At 44.4% G+C, this 25,946-nt stretch carries 14 protein-coding genes; 1 reads left to right on the top strand and 13 read right to left on the bottom strand.

Annotated features, from left to right (window positions below):
• Nucleotides 1-33: 33 nt before the first annotated feature.
• Entirely contained in the window at nucleotides 34-1,962 is a 1,929-nt protein-coding gene (locus tag ABID99_RS13260; RefSeq protein ID WP_373613978.1) for a PAS domain S-box protein, read from the top strand.
• A gap of 194 nt (nucleotides 1,963-2,156) precedes the next feature.
• On the opposite strand, the gene ABID99_RS13265 is transcribed toward ABID99_RS13260, so the two are convergent.
• The 13 genes from ABID99_RS13265 to ABID99_RS13325 all read right to left on the bottom strand — a co-directional run bounded on the left by ABID99_RS13265 (nucleotide 2,157) and on the right by ABID99_RS13325 (nucleotide 25,851).
• The gene (locus tag ABID99_RS13265) at nucleotides 2,157-3,764 is read right to left on the bottom strand and encodes an arylsulfatase (protein ID WP_373613979.1); all 1,608 of its coding nucleotides are present in this window, start codon (nucleotides 3,762-3,764) and stop codon (nucleotides 2,157-2,159) included.
• Nucleotides 3,765-3,786: 22 nt separating this feature from the next.
• On the bottom strand, nucleotides 3,787-6,258 hold the full coding sequence (locus ABID99_RS13270; protein WP_373613980.1) for a glycoside hydrolase family 31 protein: 2,472 nt from the start codon (nucleotides 6,256-6,258) through the stop codon (nucleotides 3,787-3,789).
• Nucleotides 6,258-7,403: a glycoside hydrolase family 88 protein gene (locus ABID99_RS13275; protein WP_373613981.1), complete on the bottom strand. Its 1,146-nt coding sequence runs from the start codon at nucleotides 7,401-7,403 to the stop codon at nucleotides 6,258-6,260. Before ABID99_RS13275 ends, ABID99_RS13270 begins: the two co-directional genes overlap by 1 nt.
• A gap of 43 nt (nucleotides 7,404-7,446) precedes the next feature.
• Entirely contained in the window at nucleotides 7,447-9,588 is a 2,142-nt protein-coding gene (locus tag ABID99_RS13280) for a hypothetical protein (RefSeq protein WP_373613982.1), read from the bottom strand.
• 9 nt (nucleotides 9,589-9,597) lie between these two features.
• Nucleotides 9,598-10,671 (bottom strand): glycoside hydrolase family protein, encoded by a 1,074-nt coding sequence (locus tag ABID99_RS13285; RefSeq protein ID WP_373613983.1) that lies wholly within the window; start codon nucleotides 10,669-10,671, stop codon nucleotides 9,598-9,600.
• Nucleotides 10,672-10,697: 26 nt separating this feature from the next.
• Nucleotides 10,698-11,504, bottom strand: a complete 807-nt coding sequence (locus ABID99_RS13290) for a rhamnogalacturonan acetylesterase (RefSeq protein ID WP_373613984.1) — start codon at nucleotides 11,502-11,504, stop codon at nucleotides 10,698-10,700.
• A gap of 14 nt (nucleotides 11,505-11,518) precedes the next feature.
• Nucleotides 11,519-12,286, bottom strand: coding sequence for a rhamnogalacturonan acetylesterase (locus ABID99_RS13295; RefSeq protein ID WP_373613985.1), 768 nt, complete (start codon nucleotides 12,284-12,286; stop codon nucleotides 11,519-11,521).
• Nucleotide 12,287: 1 nt separating this feature from the next.
• A complete protein-coding gene (locus tag ABID99_RS13300) occupies nucleotides 12,288-15,221 on the bottom strand; it encodes a sugar-binding domain-containing protein (protein ID WP_373613987.1) in 2,934 nt (977 codons plus the stop codon).
• On the bottom strand, nucleotides 15,202-16,566 hold the full coding sequence (locus ABID99_RS13305) for a glycoside hydrolase family 28 protein (RefSeq protein ID WP_373613989.1): 1,365 nt from the start codon (nucleotides 16,564-16,566) through the stop codon (nucleotides 15,202-15,204). The genes ABID99_RS13300 and ABID99_RS13305 overlap by 20 nt, the downstream gene beginning before the upstream one ends.
• Before the next feature lie 224 nt (nucleotides 16,567-16,790).
• The gene (locus ABID99_RS13310; protein WP_373613990.1) at nucleotides 16,791-18,314 is read right to left on the bottom strand and encodes a RagB/SusD family nutrient uptake outer membrane protein; all 1,524 of its coding nucleotides are present in this window, start codon (nucleotides 18,312-18,314) and stop codon (nucleotides 16,791-16,793) included.
• Between the two features lie 19 nt (nucleotides 18,315-18,333).
• Nucleotides 18,334-21,549, bottom strand: coding sequence for a SusC/RagA family TonB-linked outer membrane protein (locus tag ABID99_RS13315; RefSeq protein WP_373613992.1), 3,216 nt, complete (start codon nucleotides 21,547-21,549; stop codon nucleotides 18,334-18,336).
• Between the two features lie 170 nt (nucleotides 21,550-21,719).
• Nucleotides 21,720-24,578 (bottom strand): glycosyl hydrolase, encoded by a 2,859-nt coding sequence (locus tag ABID99_RS13320; protein ID WP_373613993.1) that lies wholly within the window; start codon nucleotides 24,576-24,578, stop codon nucleotides 21,720-21,722.
• Nucleotides 24,579-24,591: 13 nt separating this feature from the next.
• The gene (locus tag ABID99_RS13325; RefSeq protein WP_373613994.1) at nucleotides 24,592-25,851 is read right to left on the bottom strand and encodes an oligogalacturonate lyase family protein; all 1,260 of its coding nucleotides are present in this window, start codon (nucleotides 25,849-25,851) and stop codon (nucleotides 24,592-24,594) included.
• Nucleotides 25,852-25,946: the final 95 nt, after the last annotated feature.

A 25,946-nucleotide genomic window follows, 5' to 3' on the forward strand; every position in this document is an offset into this window, starting at 1 on the left:
ATATTTATCCATAAGAAATTACTTATTACTTATATGCAGATAGCCGGCGAGGAAGATTTATATTCGATCATGCTCCACGCACCTGTGGGCATTTGTATACTTCATGCGGAAAGTATGACCATTGAAACAGCTAATATTCATTTGTTAAAGCTGATCAATAAACAGGCTGAAGACCTGGCAGGGAAATCTTACCGGGAAATCTTTACCCTTGCAAAACCCGGTGATGAGTCGGCACTGAAAATAGCAGTAGAAGGCAGGCAGCACCAGGATGATAAAGGAACGATGATACAAATGCTTAATGGGAAGAAAGAGATTGTACCCGTTACCTTTGTTTATAAGCCCGTAAAGAATAACAAGGGCGAGGTTACCCGCATAGCCATATGGATATTAGAAAACACCAAAGAGGCGCTTGACGAGGAACTGGCAGCCATCAACGAAGAACTGGCCGCTACCAATGAAGAGTATGCTGCGGCCAACGAAGAGCTGGCAGCTGCCAACGAAGAATTGGCCACAACCAACGAGGAGTTGCTGGAAGCCCAGGAAAATCTCCGGCGGAGTGAAAAACTTTTCCGCTCCATTGCACTGAACATTCCAGGTTCGCTGATCCTCGTCGTTGACCGGAACCACCGGTATATGGCCATTGAAGGCGACATTATGGAAAGGATGGGTTATGACCGGCGCGATTATGAAGGCAAGCATCCGTCAGAGATTTCGCCCGAACGCTACGAAGCTTCCAGGTATTTATATGAGAGGGTTTTGTCCGGCGAAAAGTTTTCTATAGAGCGAAAGGCAGAAACGGGAGAATTTTATCTTATCCATTTTGTGCCGCTTAAAAATGACGACAACATTGTAGAATCCGGGCTTATCATAACCCTGGATATTACCGAGATCAAGCAGGCCGAAGAAAAAAGCGCAAAGCTTGCCGCGATCGTCGAAACTTCGGATGACGCCATTGTAAGCAAAACGCTGGGAAGTGTGGTCACCAGTTGGAATGCCGCGGCCGAACGAATGTTTGGCTACACAGCGGAGGAAATGATAGGGCAAACAATTTACAAGATCATTCCCGAAGACCGGCAAAACGAGGAACCGCACATTCTTTCCAGTTTAATTACAGGCGAACGGGTTGATCACTTTGAAACCAGGAGACTAACCAAAGATGGGCGGTTACTGGATGTTTCGCTAACCATCTCTCCCATTATGGATAAGCAAGGGAAAATAATCGGCCTATCCAAGATCGCACGCGATATCACAGATAAAAAGCAGGAGGAACAACGCAAAAATGACTTTATCGGTATGGTGAGCCATGAACTGAAAACGCCGCTGACCTCATTAGCTGCCATTATACAGGTTGCGCAAAAGAAATTAGCGCAGAGTGAAGATCAATTCCTTTCAGATGCGATGGAGAAGGCAAACCAGCAAACCAGGCGGATGGCTACTATGATAAACAGTTTCCTTAATATTTCGCGTCTCGAAGCCGGTAAATTATTAATTGAGAAGCAGCCGTTCGATCTGGGGCAATTACTGCAGGAAATACTGGAGGAAACCCGGCTAACCGTAACGAGCCATATTTTCAGCCTTAAAGAATGTAGCAACCTCACGGTTAATGCCGATCGGGATAAGATCATTTCCGTTATTTCCAACCTCATCAGTAATGCCGTAAAATACTCGCCCAAAGGCCGCCAGATCGATATCAGTTGTAAACTCAATGGCAGTATGGTAATAGTGAGTGTAAAAGATGAAGGCATGGGCATAAAGCCCGATGATCTCGGCTATATTTTCGACCGGTATTACCGCGTTGAAACCAATCATACACGCCATATTTCCGGTTTCGGGATCGGCCTTTATCTCAGTGCCGAAATTATTAAACGGCATGGCGGTGAAATCTGGGCTGAAAGTGAATTGGATAAGGGATCAACTTTTTATTTTTCGCTTCCCCGGGCCGAATCACCCGATAATTTGTAAGTCTTCCATCTGCCCAACCCTACCGATTCCACCCAATATCAATAATCCTGGCGTTATCCGTTGCGCGGCTCATGTGGACCTGATCTGAAATATTGCTATTGATAAAGCTGGACGCTTAATGCACAAAGTTTACAGCTAATTTTATAGCCGCTATCGCTCTGTTGCCGCATAAGCAAATGATTAATACCATTTAATTATTCGCCTTTTGCTTTTGCTAATTTATCAAATTCCACCACACCTGCCCTAATGGCCCATGTCTTGTACATGGCTTCAAGCTCGGCTACTTTTTGAGGATATTGGGCACTCAGGTCGTTTAATTCGGAGCGGTCGGTGCTGATATTGTAAAGCTCCCATTTATTTTCGGGACGTTGTGATACCAGTTTCCAGTCTCCCTGCCTTACAGCACGGTTACCTTCATGTTCAAAAAACAGCCCGTTGTGTCCTTTCCAGTTTTGCCCCTTGAATACGGGGACAAGACTTATACCCTCTGTAGGTGTAATGTTATTGCCATGATAAACTTTAGGATAAGTTGCACCAGCCAGATCAAAGCAGGTAGCCATCAAATCTATAATGTGGGCAGGCTTATTGACTATAGAACCCGGCTTAATCACATCGGGAAAATAAGCTATAAAAGGGGTAGCTGTCCCCCCTTCATATTCCCAGTGTTTAAATAAGCGGAAAGGTGTGTCGCTTACATTAGCCCCCAATGACCCGTATGATGTAAAAGATGTTGGGTCACTTGCAGGCTTACTGTTTGCAGCCAGTACCTCGGGGGTAAAACCCGGCCCCGAGATAGTTTCATTACTGGCGCCATTATCTGACAAGAACATGATCACCGTATTTTTATCCTCACCCAGCTCTTTAAGTTTTTTCCTGATGCGGCCTATGTTCTGATCCATCCGGTCGACCATAGCGGCATATACTGCCATTTTGGTATCAAACTGCTCTTTTTCTTCCGGGGTAAGGCTATCCCATTCCGGTACGCTCTTATCCTTTGGCGAAAGTTTTTCATCCTTAGCGATGATCCCTAATTGCTTTTGACGTTCGAGCCGCTCCTGCCTGAGCTTATCCCAACCTTTCAGGTATTTGCCTTTGTATTTAGCAATATCTTGGGGCAGTGCCTGAATTGGCCAGTGCGGACTGGTAAAAGCCATGTACAAAAAGAATGGCTTGCCTGTGCCGTTATTCCCCTCAATAAACTTAAGGGCATAATCGGCATAGGCATTGGTTGAATACCAGTTTGGCCCCGGTGTGTATTCTTTATCGTCTAAAGCGATGGTAAGTTTTTGATTAGGACGATAAGGCATTATTGGATTAAAATAACTACTTGCCCCATCAATTAAACCAAAGTAATGATCAAATCCGCGTTTAACTGGCCAGTGCGAAGGGTCTGTCCCCACATGCCATTTACCAGCCATCAATGTATTATATCCGCTTTGCTGAAGTGCCTCGGCTATTGTTACGCAGTTCTGGTTAAGATAGCCCTGATAAGCCGGCAAATCGCGATGGTTTACCATATCGCCCACTCCTGCCTGATGCTGATAAAGGCCGGTGAGTAACGATGCCCGGGTTGGACAACAGCGCGACGCATTGTAAAATTGTGTCATGCGCAAACCGCCTTTGGCCATCGCATCAAGATTGGGCGTTTGGGTTTCAGAGCCGAAACAGCCGATATCCGAGTAACCCATATCATCAGCCAGGATAATAATGATGTTTGGACGCTTAGCCGCATGCTTATCCTGGGCGAATACCGGGTTGCTTACTATAGCAAAAAGAGAAATAATTTTGAGGAACTTTTTCATAGGGGAAGCTATAAGTCGTTATCTATTTGAAATTAAGAACAATATCCTCCCTGTTGCTATGGGAAGTTTTTATCCAAAGCAAATGAGTTGCTTTATCGTAATACCAGCCCGCTGCTTTATCTAATGCCTCAACACCATTGGCCATTTTCAATGTTTCTTTATTTTCTGTTATTGAAGAAGGTTCCTTATCACCGGCCCAATGTATTTTGGCCAGATAGGTATGCTGCGCGGGGATAAAACTACCGGACGGTTTCTTAATCTGCAATTCCCAGCCACCGTCACCATTTACCAATGTAACATGAGTGATCGCCTTATCGCCATGCTGATATTTTAAACTTACACCGTCATCTTCGTACAGTTTAAACTCCGACGATCCCTTGTCAGGAAATACATCAAGTGTAATTACATCTACCGGCTTTTCATCCATGTATTTCATTGGCTGTTGCATGGGGATAATGCTGCCTGCCTTTACAAAAATGGGTAAATGATCGACCGGGGTTAATATATTTATGTATTGTTTCCCGGTATATTTTGTACCGGTCCAGTAATCAAACCAGGTTCCGCGAGGCAAGTATATAGTACGTGTTTGTGCTCCCTTTACAGTTACCGGGCAAACCATCATATTGTCACCAAACAGGTATTGGTCGGCTATATTGTAGGTATTGGCGTCGTCCTGGTATTCCAGCACCAAAGCGCGCATGAGTGGCATACCGGTTTGATATTGTGTGTACGCGTTGCTATAAATGTAGGGGATCAGCCTGTAACGGAGTTCGTCGTACTTTTTAAAGTTAGCTAAAGCTTCGGCTCCATAGTTCCAGGGCTCTTTATAACCCGGGTGATCCATGCCAAAAACCATAGCCACCGGGCTGAACATGCCAAACTGTACCCAACGCATGTACAACTCAGGATCGGCCGCATGTTCAAAACCGCCCATGCAATGTGCCCAATATCCAACGCCCGACATGCCAATATTTAATCCGGCTTTTATAACCGGCGCAAAGTATTGCCATTCGCTTGGCCAGTCGCCTGCAAAAATGAACGGGTAACGCTGGACGCCGGAATAACCTTCGCGCGTTTGGTTTAAACCACGAATGCCATTGTATTGCTGAAATTTCAAATATGGTGCTTTAGCATATGCAATAGGGAATACATTATGAAGTTGTGCCACTTCTCTACCTGTAGGGCCCACTTTTTCACTTTCATTGGCTAATGAACCAAAGGCACTGCCTTCATCCGTTTTCAGGAATTTAGCACCAATTGAGGCAACTTTCATCACCCCGTTATCCCACCACCAGTTTGCAGCCTGCTGATCAAAAAAGTTCACAAACTCGCCCGGTTTGCCATTTTCGGGATAGGTAAAACCTTTGGCCTGTGCCTCATCAAGCAGGTTCAGATTTTTGGCATTATCAAACCTTGGGCGGATATGCAGCCCCACCATTTTAAAATTCATGGCATACAGGCTATCAAACATGGCTTTGGGATCTTTAAATGTTTCGCGCCATTCAAATGTTGTAGCTCCCTTGCCACCATTTTTACCAAACAAGCGCCAGGTAGAATCAAGAAAAAGAATATCAACAGGGATACCCATCTCGCGCATTTTACGGGCCAGTTCTATCACATACCTATCCGAAGTAAGTTCCTCATGCCCCCAGGTGCCGCCGCTATAAGTGCCCATGTGTAAGCCAAAAGCAAACCTTGGCAACAAAGACGACTTACCTGTAATGCTTAAATAACTATTTAAGATAACCGGGAATGTTGGACCGTAAATAAAGTAATAATCCAGTTCGCCATCATTGGCCTTAAAGCTGTATTCATTATCAGTTTTACTGCCCATATCCCATTCGGTTGCCGATGAATTGTGCAGGTATATGCCATATCCCCTGGTGCTCATAAAAAATGGCACAGGGCAATAATTGGCCTCGTTGACGTTATAGGCACCAAGCAAATTATTTTTGCTTTTTCCCCGGCCCACGTTCAGCTTTACCAGTTTGTTACGCTGGTCGGTAAAATCCATACGCTCACCAAAGCCAAAGAAATGCTCATCGGGTAACAAGTCTTTGGTACACATCACGGTATCGCCCATGTGATGCAAACCGCCGTTCTGCTTACTATCAGGCACATATTCTGACGATAACATCACACCCTTATTATCTGCCACATTAATTATAAACGGCGATTTAGGTACCGTAATAATCAAAGCTGATGTTTGGATTATGTATGCCGATTTAGCATCAGTTATTTTATAATCAACAGCGGGCCATGTATAGTTTTCCTGCATTAAATGCTCATCCGGCGCAAATTTGCGGCTCCAGCTGGCCCTTACCCGAAACATGGATTCGGAGCAGAACTCAATTTTAACATCGCCGTTGGCATTACTGAACAACAAGGTATTGCCATCCTTTTTATATCCGGATTTATTGCTGCCAATACCCATTTGCGCGGAGGCAGCCACCGTGATTAAAACAAAGGCTAAAAACAAGAATACCGTTTTCATTACTTGCTCAATTTATAAACTTCGCTGCCTGCCAGCAGGAAACATCCCAAACCATAATCTTCAAAATCGGGCACATTGTTATAGCCAACAGGCTGGCCATCTTTGGGTTCTTTGCCTGTTCCCTGCACAAAACCAAGCATACCATCCGGATGCAGGCACTCTTTTGCCATAGCATTCCATGCTTTGAAAACTATTGGCAAATAGGTTTTCTTTTTCAGGATGCCATGGTTAATTCCCCAGGCCATACCATAAGTAAACAAGGCTGTGCCAGACAATTCCTTCCCGCCAAAATTGGTCGAATCTTTCAGGCTCACATTCCAGTAGCCATCAACACGCTGTAATGGAACCAAAGCCTCAATCATTTCTTTATATACCGATAAATACTCCTTGCGATGAGGTGCATTTTTTGGCATAACTTCCAACACGCGCAGCATGGCAGCCACTACCCAACCGTTCCCGCGCGACCAGTAGCAATCCGCTCCGTTAGGTTCTTTATATGGGGGTACAAAGTCTTTATCACGCCACCAAAGATGATCGGCTGTATTGTACAATCCTTTACCGCCGTGAATGGTTTTCGAGTAATTGTAGATGTCGAACATCTTTTCATAATACTTATTGTCGTTATATACTGCACCGAGCCTGGCATATACCGGCATGGCCATTTGCAACGCATCTATCCAGTTCCAGTCATCCTTTTTTTCGCTGTTCACCATCAGGTCGATGCTTTGCTTTATTTTTTCAATCCGTTCGGGCTTTTTATCAATCAGGTAAAGATCGATATAGGTTTGCCCGCAGCATTGATTGTCGGCATTACGGGTATCAACAGCGCCACGAGGGCTCCACTGATGTTTTTCGCCCCAATCAACTGCATAATCATAGTACCTTTTTTGAGGATCGATTTTATACATCGCCATCAGCCCTTCGTAATAAACAGCCCTCGTCCACAAATTGCTGGTACGGGTGACATTTTTTACGGTAACAGACGCTCCCGGATCCGGCCATTTCTGCATAAAATAATTATTGGCCAGGGTCATACCGGCCAACACCTCTGTTTTTGTAGGCTGTTGGGCAAATGCACTACCTATCATACCCATAACAGCGCATGCGCTTAATACCGTTTTTATTGTAAGCAATAATTTATTCATATCGTAGATTTTATATATCCATTCTAAAAAGACACGTTACACATTAAGGCATTTTCCTGAGCCTTTCCCACCTTACTTTCCACTTCCCATCTTTTGGGAAACCGGGATTTACAGTGGTTGAGCCATCCCAGCCGGCACACATCATGGCTACAGCGGCCAGTAAACCACCGTTGCCAGGCAGGTACATGCGTAATCGCCCGTCCTGGTAATTGTGGCCGTTGGCTAAGTAAGTATTGGTTTTTATGGGCATAAACAAAGCATCGACAGCTTTATCAGGCATATTTAAACGGGCTGCTGTCATGGCAGTCATCGGGAAATCCCAGCCCCAGGTATCCTTCCAATCCCATACATCCCAAACCAGGTTAAAGGTTTCCTTCATTACCACGGTATCCAGTTTATCATTATAGGGCAGCATACCATAAGCAGCCAATACTGCCGGGTGGTCTGTTTTTAATTTAGGATTAGTATAGGCATCGGGCGAGCTTTCAGCAGCGAGGTAAACGCCATCCTTTTGGGGTAACCGGGCCAATTTATCCAGGATTTGGGCATACTTTTTATCCGGCTGCAGGCCCAGGCGTTTGCGCCATAGCTGAGCGGTATTTAAAGCCCAGCGCCAGTATTGCAACTCATAGGTTGGATTATATGTTTCTTCGGGCTTGTAACGTTCCTGCGCCAGGATAATTCCTTTGCCTAAATTATACCGGTCATGCTCCTTATCATAAGTTGGAAATGAGGCCATAAAATCAGCGTCAGCCAATACAAGATCTTTATACTTATCCAGCGTTTGCTTATTCGGATGGGCACGATAATCCAGTTCGGCAAAATAAATAAAATGAGGCTGCTGCCAAATCAGGAATGCCCCTACCGATGATGGGCTTTCATTGCCATCTGGGTCGGTCATTTTTTGCCAGCGGACGCCATCATATCCTTGTCTTTGAGCAATAGCACGGGCATTGGCTTTTACATGATGGTACCAACCCAGACTATTTTCGAGCAGTTGCTCCCTGCCCCATAGTGCAAAATGAATCCCGTGCCACCAATGCATCTCCAGGTGGGGCTTACCATACCAGCTATTATACGTTAAACCTGTTTCCTGTGGGGGCTGATGACCAGAACATTGTATTTTGGTAAGATATTGAGACAGTACTACCCTGCGTTCCAGTTCTTTTGCCCGGGGATCGGTACTACCACTAAAATCAACCGCACCGCCGCTTTGCCAAAAGGCCTTCCATTGCTGAATGCTGTTTGTTTGCGTTTGGGAAAACCCGGGTAAAAGTGTTGTTGTTTTCTTAGGGCTAAACAAACAGGTAAATGTTAATTCATTGGTTTTGCCCTGCGGTGATAATACAAACTGATGAACAGCGATATTTTTAAGCGATGCTGCCCCATCCCAGGCGAGGCGTACAAAATACTGGTTAGTATCTAAACGATGAATGATGGCTGCCTGGCTGGCACCGGAACCAACAATTGCCGAATAGTGTTTTTGCGGATTTTTCCAATTGTCGCCATAATCGGCAAACTGATTGGAGGGGAAAGGAAAACGCAGCCTTACTTTAAGCCTGCCCTGCGCTAACAATGGCGATTGGACTTTCACCGCTACCAGGTCCTGATCCTGGTGCGCGTAGGTTTGAACCTTTACGGGCTCACCATCAAATGTAAAAGAGCTGCTAATAGCGCCCGTCCATAAATCAAGTTCCTGCCGGATATTTTGGATCTCGGTTATCTGTGCCTCGCTCCCATCCTTATGCAATAACACAAAGCCAAGATTGCCCAATTGCAGGCGATGTACATTTTCCCTAAACCAGTTAGCAGCATTCCTGTTACGGCCAGGCTGGTTCCATTGTACCGAGTAGCTTACGTTGCGGCCATTGAGCATATAGGTTTTTAATGTTTCATCAAACTTGTAGCCTGCGGTATCTTTAAAGCTGTGCCAACCCCACTCAGATTGTGTGCCTAATGGAATGCCTTTATCATAATGTTCAGGAAAGGTTTGTAAGCCTGTAGCGTCAACCGTAAAAGCAAAACGACCATTACCGACAGACAAGGAAGAAAGCGTGTCGGTGCCATTATTTATTACATTGTGCCTTTGCACCAAAGCCTTACGGTCTATTTTATTTTGCGCCCTCAATAAAACCGGCCAAACAACAGCAAATAATGCAAAATATACAGGCAGTAGTTTTTTCATATCACGGTGTTATGAATTTATTTTAAATATGAATGGCGATGCTGTCATGTATTTACCGCCCTGCGAGGTAGTAAACATGTAAGTGGGCTTCCCATTTTGGAATAAGAGCTGGGGCCTTTCAAACCTGCCGTATTTGTTCAGGTATTTTGGCGGTGGCGGTTGATTGATATGGTAATATTCGGCATTAAAATAGCCAATCTCAGGCTCGCTCCATTTCTTGCCGGTTTTTGATTCCATGTATAAACCATACTGGTGATTAAATACGCCCATATCCCTGGCCAGCATTTTAAAGCGACCCTTATCAAGCCAAACAAAGGCATCCTCCAACTGGGCATTATTGCCCCGGCCCGAAAAATCTATAACCGGGTTGCCATCATACTTGATATAAGGGCCTTCCAGCTTATCGGCAATAGCCAAACCATATTTGCGGTTACCCTTTACCAATGGGTCGGTTGACGTTTCATATTCTTTGGTGTTCCATGATTTATAAAACAGCCAATACTGCCCGTTGGGATGCTTAACAAATGCGGGATTGGTTGTACAATGATCGTCCCAGGCCCCTTCGGGTCCGGGCAAAAGCAGTGGTTCATCCGGCCGCGTCCATGGGCCATCAAGAGAATCAGCCATGGCCAACCCTATCCGTTTTGTATTGGTTTTACCGTTGGAATTACCCATAAAAAACAGGCAATATTTACCATCAACTACTTTTATCGACGGGTTATGACAGGTAGTAGCATCCCAATAACCCGGCCCCCGCGGGGCAAGGATTGTTTCCAGAAATCTAAACTCGCTTTCCGGTGTATCTGCCACGGCATGGCATATCTCGGATCCATTGATCCATCCGCCCATTTTCTTTGAAGCAACCCACCTCGAAAAAAACACATGGATCCGGCCATCGGGCCCCTCAATAGGGCTATTGCACCAAACGTAATAACCATCCATTTCCAACGCACGGCCAACAGGCCTTAGCTTTTTGGCAAATGCCGAAATATGATCATCCGTATCACCAAAGGCCAAACTTGGCAATAACGCCATTGCCGAAACCATGCTTAACTGTTCAATAAAATCTCTTCTTTTCATCATCCAAACACAATTATTTACGGAACCTATTACTTTAGATATTTATTGAGCGCCAACTGATTGAATGAACGAATGCCCTGAATAACCATGCTGGCATTTAGCTGCGCACCCGGCTCAAGCGTATGCGTGCCATCAGTGCCGAAATAGGTTGATTTAACTTTCGCTTCGCCTTCATGGTCATAATCATCGGCAATTAGTTTGTTTAGGTCGATAAAAAAAGTCCCGGTTTGTTCGCCCAACTCACGTGCCCATTGCCCATAGCTGTTTTCATTATTGCGGCCTGCAGATTTACCATCTTTCCACACATTACGAGGTATTGGCGAACAGATGATAGGTGTTGCCCCCTTCGCTTTAATATCCGCAATAAATTTGCGCATGTACCAGCCATAGGTATGTACCACCTCTTTTACTTTCCTTATCGGGTTATATATTTCCTGTTGTTCGTCGCCAATACCTTTGATAGTTCCGCGGGCCCGGGCTGTATCATCCAGCGCACCGGCGTCATTGTGGCCAAACTGCATAATCACAAAATCGCCGGGTTTGATTTTAACCAGTACCTTATCCCACAAGCCCATAGTTTGGAAGGTGCGGCTGCTGGTGCCGCCAAGTGCGTCATTTTCGACCGATATTTTTGTTGTATCAAAATAAGGGGCTATGTAATTCCCCCATCCCCATAAACCACCATAGCCTTTGCCTTTACCATTCTTTACAGTCGAATCGCCTATCAGGTAAAAGGTTGGCTTATCGGCAGGTTTCATCAACATAAAAGAAGATAACAGCATAACCAGGACAAGCAGTAAGCCTAAGCCGGCATTTGTACGGATCATATTTTTCATAGCAGCCCGAAATTTTAGTTTTTAAGGTATTTATTCAGAGGGTTTACGGGATTGGCCCGGATGCCATCAACTACTGATTCTGCATTCACGGTAGCTCCCATTTTGTTAGTGTGGGTATGATCTCCGGGGAAGAATTTCTTAACTGAATCGGCTCCCCATTGATCATATTTATCGGCTGTGATACGGTTCATATCAATGAAGATGACACCTTCCTGCTGTGCCACTTCCTGTGCCCATTTACCATAATCGTTATCGGCACGGATAACCTTGCCATCACGAAACTCATTCCGTGGAATCATGGATAGTACAATAGGCGTTGCACCTTTAGCTTTGGTATCCCTGATAAATTTGTGAAGATACCAACCATAGGTATGTACAGTTTCTTTAGTACCGTTAGGCCAGGTAAGCTCTACAGTTTCATTACCGGTGCCTTTTAATACCCCACGATACCCGGCTTTGGTAGTATCGGGTTTACTGCCTTCATTATGGCCGAATACCATCATCACATAATCGCCCGGCTTTAAAAGCGAATCAACCTTGTTCCACCGGCCTTCTTTGATAAAAGTGCGTGTACTGCGACCGGCCATGGCATGGTTTTCAATATTGATCTTCGACAGATCGAAATAGTATGGGATAATGCTCCCCCAGCCCCATGTTTCCTTATCGTTGTTATGCGTAGTGGAATCGCCAATTAAATAAATGGTTGGCTTTTGCTGATTGATAAAAGCCAGGCCCACAAAGGCTATTATTAATAAAGCTAAAACCGGTTTCAATACTTTCATACTATTTTTTTATGTTTTTAGGCTTCAGTTCATCGGGTGCGCCATTGGTATAGGATATGAACACCTCTTTTGAAGCCGTTTTGAAAAGATCATCAACAGTTTCCATCGAAATGCTGTCAGCAGGTTTAAACTGCGGTGACGACATATATTTTAAAATGCTGTAATATAATTGCTTTGCCGCCGGCCTGTCTTCGCCGGTTGTTGGCGAAAGATCGGCACTGCTCACCATCAGACTCCCCTTACTTACCTTTGCTTCAAATAATAAGGCTAAACGGCGGTTCATGAACCAGGTATCAATAGGCTGAATAACCGGGCGGAATGTTGCCGGAAAATCTTCCAGGTGCATGACCTGCGCATTCGAGAGGATATCCCACCATTGTATTTCACTATAGGATGATGTCGGGAAATCATTAAACGCAGGATGCTTAGGATCGCACACAAAACCAAGCGTATGCGGAGGGCGCATTTTAAACCAGGAGGTATTCCAGAAAACAGGAGTAAATGATTGTATAATTTCCTTGCCCTTTATTACCTTACCCGAGGCATTCAGAAATACTTTGCCGCCATTATTGAGTACCTCTTTGGCCTTATCATCCAGCGAAGTAGTATAATACACATCGGTTTTCACAGCAGGCAAGTTTGCGGGATACACCCAAAAATCCCAGTCGTTTACATATTGAGTGTTAGGCACGGCTACTTCAAGGTTCAGTTTTACCGGCGATTTTATTTTTGATAAAGCGACATTGATCACTCCTGCCTGCTGACAGTTCCCCATTACATAGCTTTTTTTATCCAGCACACCCTCGCTGATCACTTTATGCTGAGCATCGGTTAATTTCCAGTTAAGCGTAGTTGCCATAGGCTTGCTATAGTTAAACAGCTCAACCTGCGCCTTTAGCGTTTCACTGTTTTGATAAACAAACTTTTCCGTACAGATAAGTGGTACGGTGGAATTGCAAAACCGGGCAAACTGCTTTGCTGTGATGTATCCCTTACTATCCCAAAAGGCATTGAGTATACCAACCAGGGCAGTACCCTGACCCGGATAGTCATTTAACGAAAGCAACTGAAACCCCGAATATCCGGGCGTCCGCATGGCTTTTTCAATTTCATGTTTGTAGCATAAAGCCTGTAATTTTCCCGAAGCCATCAGGAACTTCTCGGCCTCATCGGCCATGCCATGATCTTTAAGGTCTTCCTGAAAAAGTTCAAAGTTTTTGGCTTTATAGATTCCCGTATACTTTTTGATTTCTTTAAAATCGGGGAAGGCGCAATACTGGCCCATTTCGTGAGCTACAAAGGGCACATTAAACTGGGCTATCTGTTTGCTATAATCCGAATAACTTTCGGGCCGCTGGTTCCAGGCCAGACCGCGCGCACCTGCACGGGCCATATATTCGTTGTTGGGGATCACCGGCCAGCTGCCGCCTACCGCCGCCCCTGTGTAAAGCCTGCGCGGATCTTTAGCTTTCCAATAATCAACAAATTTGGTAAGGTATTCTACCTGTTTGCCGCTGGGCTCATTACCATAAGCCATCATGCAAAATGAAGGGTGATTACCATACCACTTAGCCATACGGTTTGTTTCGTCATAAATATATTGATCAATTGGTCGGCCCAAACCTAAGCCACTGCCATGGTTTGCCCATGACGGCCCTTCCACATGCAAGTAGAAGCCGGCTTTATCAGCTGCATCGAAAGCAGCCTCAGGCGGGCACCAGGAGTGAAACCGCATGTGGTTAAGCCCGTGTTCCCTGCAAATCTTAAAGATCCGGTCCCATTCTGCTTCGGTAGTAGGCGGATAACCGGTAAGCGGGAACTCACAGTTATTCACCGTACCACGCAGAAAAACGGGTTTGCCATTTATGGTAAATGTTTTACCATCGGCTTTAAACTCGTGCATGCCAAAATTAACCTCTCTGGTATCTGTTGATCCATCCGCAATATGCAGCATTGCTGTAAGCCGGTATAAAACCGGATTAAATTCATCCCATGTCTGCATTTTTACGCCCATCGGCAAGTCAATCGTTAACTCTGCGATGCTATCTTTGATATTAACCAGCTTGCTTACAGTGGGTATAAGTTGCGAAACCGGGCTATTAAATGCTTTGGCCGAAAGTGTGATTTTACCGTTAACAGCTCCGCGTTCGGTTTTAATCCGTACTTTGATATGGGCTGTTTTTTGTTTCAGGTCTGGATAAATCTGGATGTCATCCAGCCAGGTCTGGCTTCTGGCTCTCAATTCCATTTTGCCGATCACGCCATTCCAGTTGCCCTGTGTATGATCAGTAATACTATGTGAATCGGGTCCTACGTTGATCGCTTTAACTCGGTTATCAATACAAAGTGTAATTTGATGTTTTCCGGGCGATAGTTTGTTTCCCAGATCAAATTGATGCGGGGCTACCAGGCTGTTTTGCATCCCAATTTCGGTATCATCAACCCATAACCTGGTTTCGGTATGAGCCCGTTCGAGGAAAAGCACAAGGTGTTTATTTTTCCAATCCGCAGGAATAATTACTTCCTTTTTATACCATGCCGCCCCTGTGTAATGTTTTGGAGGTGTAAGCCAGAAAGGTATTTTGAGGTTACCATGCATCCGGTATTTTGCCAAACGTGGGTTGTAGAACCATGAACTGTCATAAATACTTCCTGTCCATTTTGTTTTAAGGGTGATATCATCACCTTTTAGGTTTTGGGTCATGGAGCCCGGCAAGTGAATAGTATCCTTTAGTGATCTTAAAAACCATTTCTCTTCAATCCCCTTATCAGCCGGATCCATCTGAAATTGCCATTGGCCTGCCAGTGAAATAACATTGCTACTCTTTTGTATCCGGGGAACTGACCAGGCACAAAAAAGCATTCCCAAAGCTGCACTTATATAAAGCAGGAGCATTTTTAAAGTCTTGTATTTATTATCGACCTGCACTGACATCAGTTAAATTAAGTTTAGTATTGTCCTGAGTAACTATCTGTGAGTTTTTCCACTCCCATCCTTCTGCAAACTGCACATCGCCAGCTGTGCCCGACGCTATATTAACCCCATCAAAATGGAAATTTTGCATCGTAGACTCTTTAAGACCTATAGCGTTAATGGCCTTTTTAGCACCTGTTACTTTAATATTTGAAATAAAAACATCTTTGAAATGCGGGATCCCTTTTTCGGCAGGTTCCACTTTATGCAGGATCTTTTTCCAATGGTCGGGCAGCGTTGCTTCATTGTAACCATCGGGCAGTTTAGAATAACTATAGGTTGGGTTCCAATTCATTGTAATTTGAAAAGCCGTGCCTACGCCATTCATGGTTATATTGGTAAAGTGGATGTCCTCAACCGTACCACCCCGGGTAATGGCCGACTTAATATTTAACCCATTACTGGTTCCGTTACCTATCAGATCGGTGGCAAGCACATGCCTGATCCCCCCCGATGTTTCACTGCCGCAGGTAAGCAACCCTGCCCCCGCCCTTGATACACATTTGCGGATCACCACATATTCGGTTGGTTTATTTACCCTCAGCCCATCCCAATCCCTGCCGGCTTTAAGGCAAAAATCATCGTCGTTACAGTCAATATCGCAGTTTTGCACCAGGATCCAGCTGGACGAATCTATGTCTATCCCATCTGTCGATGGCCCATGCCCATCAACGTTATTGCGGATGGTGATGCCATCAACAGTAACATGATCCGAATAAAGCAACTGCACCGTCCAGAACCCTGCCTGTTGCAACGTAATATTTTTAATGGTAACATCTGCCGAATTGGAAACCAGCAACGTACGCGGACGTTTGGCGTCATAATCAACTATCCAGCGTAAACCTTTGGGGGCATATTCAGCCCGCATTTTGCGGTAAATATCCCAAAATGGTTTACCCTGTGCGTTTACCAGTCCTTTCCCGGTAATTGCCACATTGGCTTGCCCGGCTATGTTGATCAAAGCAGCCGGCCACTTCATTTCGATACCGGCCACGCGGGTATCAATTTCGGGGTAATCTTTCAAGTCCTGGCTACCCAACAACGTTACTCCCTCATCAATATTGAGGCAAACATTATTCTTTAAAAAAATGGAGCCTGTTAAATATTTACCGGGTTTAAATGAAACTGTACCACCTCCTTTAGCCGAGCATTGGTCAATAGTTTTTTGTATGTCGGCTGTATTTACGGTGTTGCCATCATTAGCCGCACCATTATCATTAACATACCACACTGCTGTTTTTTGCGACGCATGCCTGGCCCCAACTTTTTTTGCCCAGTCAAGGTTAGTTTGCCCGTTTACCTGCATTTGCTGTAATAACTATCAGAAGAAAAGAATAACGTAATAATTTCATAGGCAGCGTTAAGTTAATAGTACTAAGTCTTAAGTGAAAAAGTTAAGCTCATTTTTTGACTTGGAACTTAAGACTTTCGACCAATGACTACATCGGGTTATTCTCTAAATGGTTTACCCTCCGAAAACCCGAAGGATAAACCATTTTTATGATGATCAGGATAATTCATTCACCGAAATCAATACCCCGGATTTTGTGAATATAAGCCCGGTGCCGCATCCAATTGTGTTTGTGGTACAGGGTAAATAACATAATTAGCAATAACCGGCTTTATCGCTTTCTGAGCATCTTCTTTGGCAATCCAGCTATTCATAATAGTTAAAAGGTTACCACTTCTTTGCAGATCGAACCAGCGCGAACCTTCATCGGCAAACTCCCTACGGCGCTCATCAAACAACTGTGCCAGCGTTACACCTGTTACCGGCGGTAAGCCGGCCCTTGTACGTACCTGGTTGACAATAGCGTCAACATCAGCCTGGGATCCGCCGGTTGTGCCATTCAAAATACATTCGGCTTTAAGCATTAAAACATCGGTATACCTGATGGCAATAAAGTTAATTCCCCAGTCAAACCGGCTTGCGGTTGGGATTTTAGTTATATCAAGCCATTTTTTAAAGAACGGGCGATTTTCTGTACTGCCAGCATTGGTGTAACCCGCGGTATATATCGTAAATGCCTTACGCACGTCGGCAGCGTCATAACTGTTGGCCAGATCATTTGATACCGGGATGATTTCCAGGCTTCCGTTTGATTTTGTATCCTTAATAGATAAAAAGTAAGCATTTGGAGCAAGTGTCCATGGGAACGACGCTCCGTAAAGATCACTCGTACCGCTTATGCCACTGGTATACATCACATCAAAAATGGCCTCTTTATTAACGGCTGGGCTTTGATTGGTGTATGAAAAAATATTGCTGTAAGTAGGTTCAAAAGCAAACTTGCCGCTGCTGATAATATCCTGCAATAATGGTAAAGCCAAATTCCATTCGTTTGATCCCGTTCCAGGCCCTTCAATACCGTAATTCGGTGCCGATTTAGCCATATACACCTGTGCCAGCAAAGCTTCTGCAGCATATTTGGTGGCACGGCCTACGTCTACCCCGGTATATGTGGTGGGTAAGTTAGCTACGGCCGATTGCAGATCGGCTATAATCAGTTTGTAAACATCAGCTACAGAACTGCGGCCGATAGAATTTGCTTCAGGCGCAGTAACCGGGTGGTCAATGATTGGAAGCTTGCCGAAATACCTAAGCAGATCGAAGTAATAAAATGCCCGCAGAAATTTAGCTTCGGCCTGCAGCCTGGTTGCTAATGATGTCGAACCTACGTAGCTGCCATTTTTGGCAACCTGGTCAAGCAGGGTATTAGCCCTGAAAATCCCATTAAAGTCGGTCCCCCAGGCTTCGGTAACGTAAGCGTTTGCTGCTAATGAGGGAGAAAAATCATTCACCGGGTCCCAGTCACGTACGGTAACTGAAACACCGTAAATATTATCCGAACGGATTTCAGACATGTTGGCTAACCGCACCGGGTAATTGTGCAGATCGGCATAAATGGCATTGGTAGCCTGTAAAAAATCGCTTGGCGATTTGTAAAAAGTTGCTGTTGTTGAAGCGGATATAGGCACCTGGTTTAAATCCTTATTACAGGAGGCCATTAAAAATGCAGCTGTTATGGTTGATAGAAAAAATATCTTTTTCATTTTGATAATGTTGAAATAATTAAAAAGTAACATTTAACCCAAAGATCAATGACTTAGCCAACGGCAAGCCTCCGTAATCACCTGCTTCGGGATAGTTACTGTCAGAACTGATGGCTGTGTTTTGCGCCTCCGGGTTGAAACCTCCATAATATTTGTCATGCCCGAAGAAGTTTTCGGCCGTAACGTACAAGCGAGCTGCTCCTAAAACTTTGGTTTTAAAGATGTTTTTAAGATCGTACCCTAACGTGATATTTCTAACCCTCACATAATCTGAAGAGTACAACCAATCGGTATTGGCTACGAAACCAAATGTAGAATAGGCTTTGCTAACGCGGCCGGCGCCCTGGTTTTCAGGAGATCTCCAGCGGTTATCATAAAATGCAGGAGCATTATCAGTAAAGCCCTGGCCGGTACGGGTTATGGCCCTACCCAGTAAGGAATAAACAGATCCTCCATTTTGGCCCTGCACTAAAACAGTAAGGTCGAAGCCTTTCCAGCGTACAGTATTGGTAATACCCCAGGTATAATTGGGGTTGGGATGGCCAACAATTTGTTTATCGGCTTCGGTTATCACACCATCGCCGTTTAAGTCCTGATATTTCGGGTCACCAACGGTTTCACCGGTGCCGTAGGTTGCCACATGGTTATCAAGATCGGCCTGTGTAAGGAAACCGATTTGCCTTACTACATAGATACTGTTTATTGGCTGGCCTACGCTCAAAATAGCGTCTGAAACATCAAAGGAGTTTGGAATAATAATTTGTTTCTGGTTACCGTAAAGGCTTACGATTTTATTTTTGTAATGACTGATATTAATTGATGTGCTCCATTGAACCTTGCCAACCAAATTACGACTTGTCAATTCCAGCTCCTGACCAACGTTACGTACTGAACCTGCATTGCGCAGCTGGCTGCTGAAACCAGTAGATTGCAGGATAGGTACATTCAGCAACAAGTCGGTATTTAGTTTGTTATAGTAATCAAATGAACCGGTTAAACGGTTGCTGAAAAACCCGAAGTCGAGGCCCACATCATAAGTTTGTGATTTTTCCCATTTGATATCTGGGTTTGGTAAGTTACTTGGTGCCTGCCCGATGGCTAAAGCCTGAGGTGAACCCAAAACATATCCATATGAACCTATTTGCGAAATACTTCCGTAATCGGCAATGCTGTTATTACCATTTACGCCATAACTAAAGCGTAGTTTCAAGTCGCTTACCGCAGATAGTCTTTTCATAAAATCTTCCTGTATGATACGCCAGCCTACAGATGCTGAAGGGAAAATACCGTATTTGGTATTGCCGCCAAACCTTGAGGAACCGTCTTCACGCAAGCTTGCGGATAACAGATACTTGTTCTTATATGCATATTGCGCGCGGCTAAAGTATGATACCAACACACTTTTAGTGCTGGAGGTACTGCCTGTTACCGCTGCGGCAGCATTTAAAGTTTGGATAACGCTGCTGGTGTAACCGCCAACTGATGATAATGAAGACTGATCTAAACGATCGGTATTGTAAGACTGGCCTAACAATATACTCAGACTGTGATTTGCGTGAATAGTGGTATTATAAGTCAGCGTGTTTTCATTAACAAAGGTTTGCCTTTTAAAGGTGCTGTATGATCCTGAAGTATTAGCTGTTAAATTAGGATTTTTAGCAGCATCAAATGTTCTGGCAGCAAGATTACCCGCGATGGTATAAGGTGTGTAGCTATTAGTGGCATTGTCAACATTATCAAGATTCAGTGAGCTTCTTAATGTTAACCCTTTTATAATTTCGTATTCGGCAAATATGCTGCCTAATGTGCGATATTTTTTGGTTTGTCCTACCTTGTTCTCCAATTTAGCGATAGGGCTGTTTGCCGAATTGCCCCAAGTGTATTGTCCGTTCTTAAACGCGTTGGGATATAAACCTACCGTATCTTCCTGAATAGGGCTATAGCTTATGGCCTGGTGAAAAATATTGTCTTTTCCCTCAACACCCGGATCCTGCGAAATTGAATAAGTGGGTGCAATGTTTAAACCTAATTTCAGGTTTTTGGCAATACGAGCTTCCACATTGGCCCTGGCCGAGTAGGCTTTATAACCCAGGCCTTTCACAAAACCATCCTGGTTGGCGTAGTTGCCCGAAATAAAATAATTTACAAATTCGTTGCCACCGCTTGCGCTTAATGCCTGGTTTTGCATAGCTCCTTTCTGCTCAATCGCTTTCTGCCAGTCTATATACTGCAGCCCGGGATGGCCCGGCATAGCCCATCTTGGATCAAGCATATAGGCTGAGCTAAAGGCACCGCCATTCATCGCCTGACGTGTTGCATTATCGTCACTGGCAGTTGCTCCCTTTGCACCATATTTGAGCACATAGGCAGCATTGATCATTTCGGTAGCCCTGTCAATCCATTGGTCGCCGTTAAGCATAGGTAAATATTTGGCGGCAGCATTGTAACCGTAGTAAGCACTATAGCTAATTTTAGCCTTGCCCGATTTTCCTTTTTTAGTGGTGATCAATACAACGCCGTTTGACGCCCTTGAGCCGTAGATAGCCGCCGCTGCTGCATCCTTTAAAACCTGGATATCTTCAATATCATTTGGGTTGATATTATCAAGCGGATTTCCTGAGCCAAAGCTACCACCGCTGCCTATTGCTGATACAGATAAAGGAAATCCATCTATTACATATAAGGGCTCATTACCGGCACTTATGGAGCCGCTGCCGCGCACGTTAACACTAAATGCTTTACCCGGCACACCCGTTGTTTGCTTAACAGTTACACCTGCCATTTGGCCTACCAAGGCCTGGTCAACACGGGTTATAGCCCGCTCGTTCAGGTTATCGGCCTTGAAGGTAGCCTGAGATCCGGTAACATTAGCCCGTTTTTGAGCGCCGTAGCCGATTACTACCACTTCGTTCAATTGCGATTCAGTTTCCGTTAAACTAACATTGATGGTATTGTTTGTGCCTACGGTAACTTCTTTAGCATCAAAACCGATTGATTTAAATATTAAAACCTGCCCTGTGGAAGCCTTAATGGAGTATTTTCCGTCAATATCAGACGTGGTACCTGATTTCGTGCCTTTTATTTGCACGGAAGCAGCCGAAACCGGCTGGCGCTTACTATCTGTAATAGTACCCGTAATGCTAAGCTTTTGTGCCAATGCACTGTTTGCCCCTGCCACATTAAAGAGCAGCAACAGCAATAGCATTTTACAAGAATAAATAAAAATTCTTTTCATAAAATCAAATTAAGGGGTTTACTGTTTGGTACAGTTTGGGTTATAATTGTATAAACGAACATAAAAGTTAATTTCAATAATACCATCCTGTAGTATCCTGCTCCGATACATTAAAAACACAAAAAAAGGCGGCCAACATGACCACCTTTTTGAAATTAACCCTTAAATAATTACTTAACAAACAACGGCTTAACCGGCTCAAGTGTTACCGGCCCAATCAAACCGGAAGGCTTCGGTTCCCAGTTTATAGCCGTAAAAAGCCCGTCAGGCTCTTTAGAGCCCGGGCTATGGGATTGAAAATTGGTATTATAAAATATCCGGTAAGGGATATGCTTCCTATCCATATCAATGATCCGGTTAACCATGAGGTTAGCAACCCTTACTTCCAACTGATTGACCGTCCTTAACTGTGCTGAAGGTATGGTGATCACATACTGCGGACCGATGAGCGTGGCCAGCTTTTTTCCGTTTAAATAAACCTCTGCACTTTCATTAACTTTCCCCAAATCAAGCTTCCAAACAGCAGCATTTTGCACCGGCTTTTTAAAGGAGATAGCATAACTGCCCGTTCCGGAAAAAGCCTTGAGATCATCACCGCCTAAATCAGTCCATGATTTGAGCGCTGCGGTTTTTATTGGCTGAGGTAATGTCGGACCACCTTCGGTAAAGCTCAGTGTCCACGTACCATTGATAGGCTCTGATTTACCTGCAACCTGATAATAAGGATACGCTACTATTTGAGTTTTTACAGGCAGGGTTTGTAAAATACAGCTTTGCCCCGGTGATAATTGCAGATAAACGCCGGTTTTGCCATCGGCCTGCTTCCGGGTTTTAGCCAATCCATAATTTTTTGTCATGGGATCAAATACTACTACTGATGCAGCGCTAACGGACAGGTCTACCCAACCATTAACCTGGTTGCCGCCATTATTTGTTATAAAGTAGCTGTTCCCATTTTTGTAAGTACGGCGTACAAATTGCAAGCCTTTATCGATCATTTGTTCCCTGTTTATTCCCGCCGCATCCAACAACGGAGCAATATCATCTGCCATTAAAAAACGGCCTTTGCCAACTTTGGCAATTCTAACACCATTATTTTCGGCAGTAAAGTTCAACCTGGCAAGCAGTGTTTTAAATGCCTTTTCACGCTCCTGTAACCCCGTGTATCCGGGCACACCCGATGGAAGATTTTTATATACCACTATTGTTGCCCCGGCCTTTGCCAGATCCACCATTTTATTAAAGGTTTCGAGCGGGATATATTTATTATCAGGCAAAAGGATAGTCTTATAATTAAGACCGCCGGTAAGCAAATGAGTACCGGAGGTTTGTAAATCCATTATTTGCTTATCTGATATAAAATCAAACGTGTAGCCCTTTTTAAGCATTTCTTCGGCAGAGGATTCAAAGCCTGTCCCCTTAAAATCGGGTTTCATGGCATCATAATGCTTAAGCAGGCCCCTATCCCCCGGCTCGGAAAAGCTATCAAATAACGGGTAATAAACCAATATATCATTATTGGGCTTTCCTTGCTGCAAAAACGACTGACAATTAGTTATGTATTGATTTAAAGTTGAGAAATCACTCCAGAACGGGTTAGTTTGGTTAAAGTGAACTGCAGCATAAAATAACCATCCCGGCCATTGGGCATTTTGAGGCGAGTAACTGATGCCGTGATAGAAAATATGGTTTACGCCTCCTACAAAATATTTATCAATAGCCTGTTTAACATCTCCCAGCGACGATAGAAAATGATCATTAAGCCACGTCGCCGACTCGGACGATGCAAGAGGTTTTCCCATTACATGTGCTGCCGATGTGGCAAATTTAAACCGCAACACATCATCGCCCTCTGTTTCGGGAATATCAATAGCAGCATATAGATCCAGTATATTTGATGGGGAACCGTGTGATTGATTGCGGATTAAAGCGCCCCTGGTTTTGGCCCAGTCATGCCATGGTTTGGTAAAATCATCAAGCAACAGGTCGGATATGGTTTGGCGATAGTCGCATAGTATGCGGCTATTATTTTCCTTATTATCATTACTTAATAAAGCCGGCAAGTGATCGCGCAGATCGTACCCGCGGCGCTTAATAAATTCGTCAAAAAACTGTGGGGTAAAGTTCGATTGCCCGCGGGCATCATCCACTTCGTACGAGTCATTAAAATATGCCCTGATCCCGCTTAAATCCTGCCCTTTAAATGCCTGATCAAACCGGGCAAGGTAATGATTAAGTGCCGGCTTGGAAAAATGATCGATAACATAACCCTCACCTCCGGGAGCCGCACGCTCAACCATTTTACCATGCCAACCCTGAAAAAGGGCATAAAGTTTCCATTCGCCGGCGGGTGCTGTCCAGTTAAGTTTGCCGGCTGCATCAACGTTATCGGTAAGGTTCAATACCTGCCCCTTGCCATCATAAGCCATTAAAACCGTTAAAGGGATCCGCTTTTCAAACCGTACCTGGTCAAGGGCCATCAACTGCAAATTTTTATTACTACTGATAGGTTCAACCAAATCTGTGATCTTTGGCGCTTGCCCGTCGGCCCTCACGAGGGGCTGCTGTACAAATACCACAGGTTCGCCCAGCTTTTCACCACCTTTGACATCGTAATTTCTCCAGAACAGTTCTTTACTGGCATCTTCATTGGTAACCCAGGGGCCACCAAAAGGCCAGCCGGTAGCATTAGCCAAATCAATGCCCATATTCAGCCGTTTTGCCTCCGTCAGCGTGTACTTTAACATATCTACCCATTGCGGCGACAGGTACTGTATAAACTCATTTTCGTGCCCTTTTACGCCATAGATCGGTGTAATTTCCAGGCCACCCAAACCGGCTTTACGGTAGCTTTCCATGTTCCAGGTCAGGTCTTTTTTATTTACCGCGCTGCCTTCCCACCACCAGCGGGCCCAGGGCCTGGTTTGTTTGGTAGTTGCAGGCCAGCCGATTTGCGCAGATACTGTTTGCGAACCTATTGCCAGTGCGAATGCAACAGCTATTTTAAAATTATTTTTGATCAATGACATCCTGTTTGGGGTATTAGTGTTTGGCAATTTCTACAGCGTAAACGCCCTCATGACCTTCAAAATTGGCCCTGAAGATAACCCATTTTTCATCGGGCGAAAAATGCACATTAGGCTCCAGGTGGTAATTATGATGTTTCATATTTACCAGTTTTTCTGATTTAAAATGATCGCCGTTAGGCTTAAACAAATAGATCCACATGCCATCGGGTGCTTTGGCTACCTGCCCGGAATTACCTCCGTCGCCGGCAAAGGTTTGTTCATCTTTAGTTACGTTAAAATGGATAGACCATTCGTTCCTGTCCATTTGATAAACACGGTCTTCTTTTCCTGTTTTCATGTTGATACCTGCCAGAAAAAAAGTTTGCCCCTTAGGTTTCTGCAAATCAAACCACTCAGTATTACCCAACGGTGAAAAAAACTCGTGACCGGCTATTTCATTGACCATGGTGCGCTTGTGCAACAGCTTGTTTTCGCCGGTTTTTATATTGATATTCCAGATCCGGTCCACCTTTTCCCAGGGGCCTTCATGGCAATATGAAAGGTTATCAGGATCTGTAGGCGAAAAAAGCAGGTGATTTGTCCATTCGTTTTCCTGGTGTATTTGTTTCAATGTTTTATGTTTAACATCAAGCACGTATAAGGTATGTTGGATATGGGCATCATAGATCCGGTTAAAGAAATCATGCTTTTCGGGATATTTTGCAAGTATTTCACGCTCCTGCTCACCGGTAGATTTAACACAGGCCATATAAGTTCCGTCGGCATTTACAGTACCTACCCTTCCTTTAAAGTCGGGAGAAAAGGCGTAAATGAACCTTGTTTTATGGGTGTTAACATTTACGGCGAATATACTGTCGGCACTTTGGTAAAACGCTTCACGGGTTTTGGCGCAAACCATCTCGCCGGATACTTTCGACCTGTTTGTTAACTGCTCTATTTTCTGAGTTTTTAAATTAACCGTAAATAGCTGCTCTCCCTTGTCCGTTTTACCATAAAATACCATTAGGTCGCCTTCATTCTTTATTTGAGGAACAAAAGGTGTATTGTTGAAGTAAAAACTGCCATTGTCATTTTCGCGGTTCACCAGGCGGATTACTTTATGACCTGTTTCGCTATCAATCCATTGTTCGGGCATATGCCTGGTGCCACCTGTTTCCATTACTGCCTGGGCCTCTGCAACCTGTGAAAGGACAAGCAATAGCTGTACGGGTACAATGAGCCGCAACGAAACGCAAACAGAACACAGCAAGATCTTGTAGGGCAGCTTGATCATTATGTTATAATTTTATCCGGTTACCGGCCGGTTTATATGGGCCGAGGTTTATAATATATAAAGTTAGAGCATGTTTATACCAACAGCGTCCTGCA

Source organism: Mucilaginibacter sp. OAE612, from assembly GCF_041806395.1.
In the GTDB taxonomy this organism is placed as follows: Bacteria; Bacteroidota; Bacteroidia; order Sphingobacteriales; family Sphingobacteriaceae; genus Mucilaginibacter; species Mucilaginibacter rubeus.

Coding starts and splice junctions, on each gene's coding strand:
- ABID99_RS13325 (WP_373613994.1), bottom strand. CDS start 25,851: ATGATCAAGCTGCCCTACAAGATCTTGCTGTGTTCTGTTTGCGTTTCG.
- ABID99_RS13265 (WP_373613979.1), bottom strand. CDS start 3,764: ATGAAAAAGTTCCTCAAAATTATTTCTCTTTTTGCTATAGTAAGCAAC.
- ABID99_RS13275 (WP_373613981.1), bottom strand. CDS start 7,403: ATGAATAAATTATTGCTTACAATAAAAACGGTATTAAGCGCATGCGCT.
- ABID99_RS13290 (WP_373613984.1), bottom strand. CDS start 11,504: ATGAAAAATATGATCCGTACAAATGCCGGCTTAGGCTTACTGCTTGTC.
- ABID99_RS13300 (WP_373613987.1), bottom strand. CDS start 15,221: ATGTCAGTGCAGGTCGATAATAAATACAAGACTTTAAAAATGCTCCTG.
- ABID99_RS13285 (WP_373613983.1), bottom strand. CDS start 10,671: ATGATGAAAAGAAGAGATTTTATTGAACAGTTAAGCATGGTTTCGGCA.
- ABID99_RS13280 (WP_373613982.1), bottom strand. CDS start 9,588: ATGAAAAAACTACTGCCTGTATATTTTGCATTATTTGCTGTTGTTTGG.
- ABID99_RS13270 (WP_373613980.1), bottom strand. CDS start 6,258: ATGAAAACGGTATTCTTGTTTTTAGCCTTTGTTTTAATCACGGTGGCT.
- ABID99_RS13310 (WP_373613990.1), bottom strand. CDS start 18,314: ATGAAAAAGATATTTTTTCTATCAACCATAACAGCTGCATTTTTAATG.
- ABID99_RS13295 (WP_373613985.1), bottom strand. CDS start 12,286: ATGAAAGTATTGAAACCGGTTTTAGCTTTATTAATAATAGCCTTTGTG.
- ABID99_RS13260 (WP_373613978.1), top strand. CDS start 34: ATGCAGATAGCCGGCGAGGAAGATTTATATTCGATCATGCTCCACGCA.
- ABID99_RS13320 (WP_373613993.1), bottom strand. CDS start 24,578: ATGTCATTGATCAAAAATAATTTTAAAATAGCTGTTGCATTCGCACTG.
- ABID99_RS13305 (WP_373613989.1), bottom strand. CDS start 16,566: ATGCAGGTAAACGGGCAAACTAACCTTGACTGGGCAAAAAAAGTTGGG.
- ABID99_RS13315 (WP_373613992.1), bottom strand. CDS start 21,549: ATGAAAAGAATTTTTATTTATTCTTGTAAAATGCTATTGCTGTTGCTG.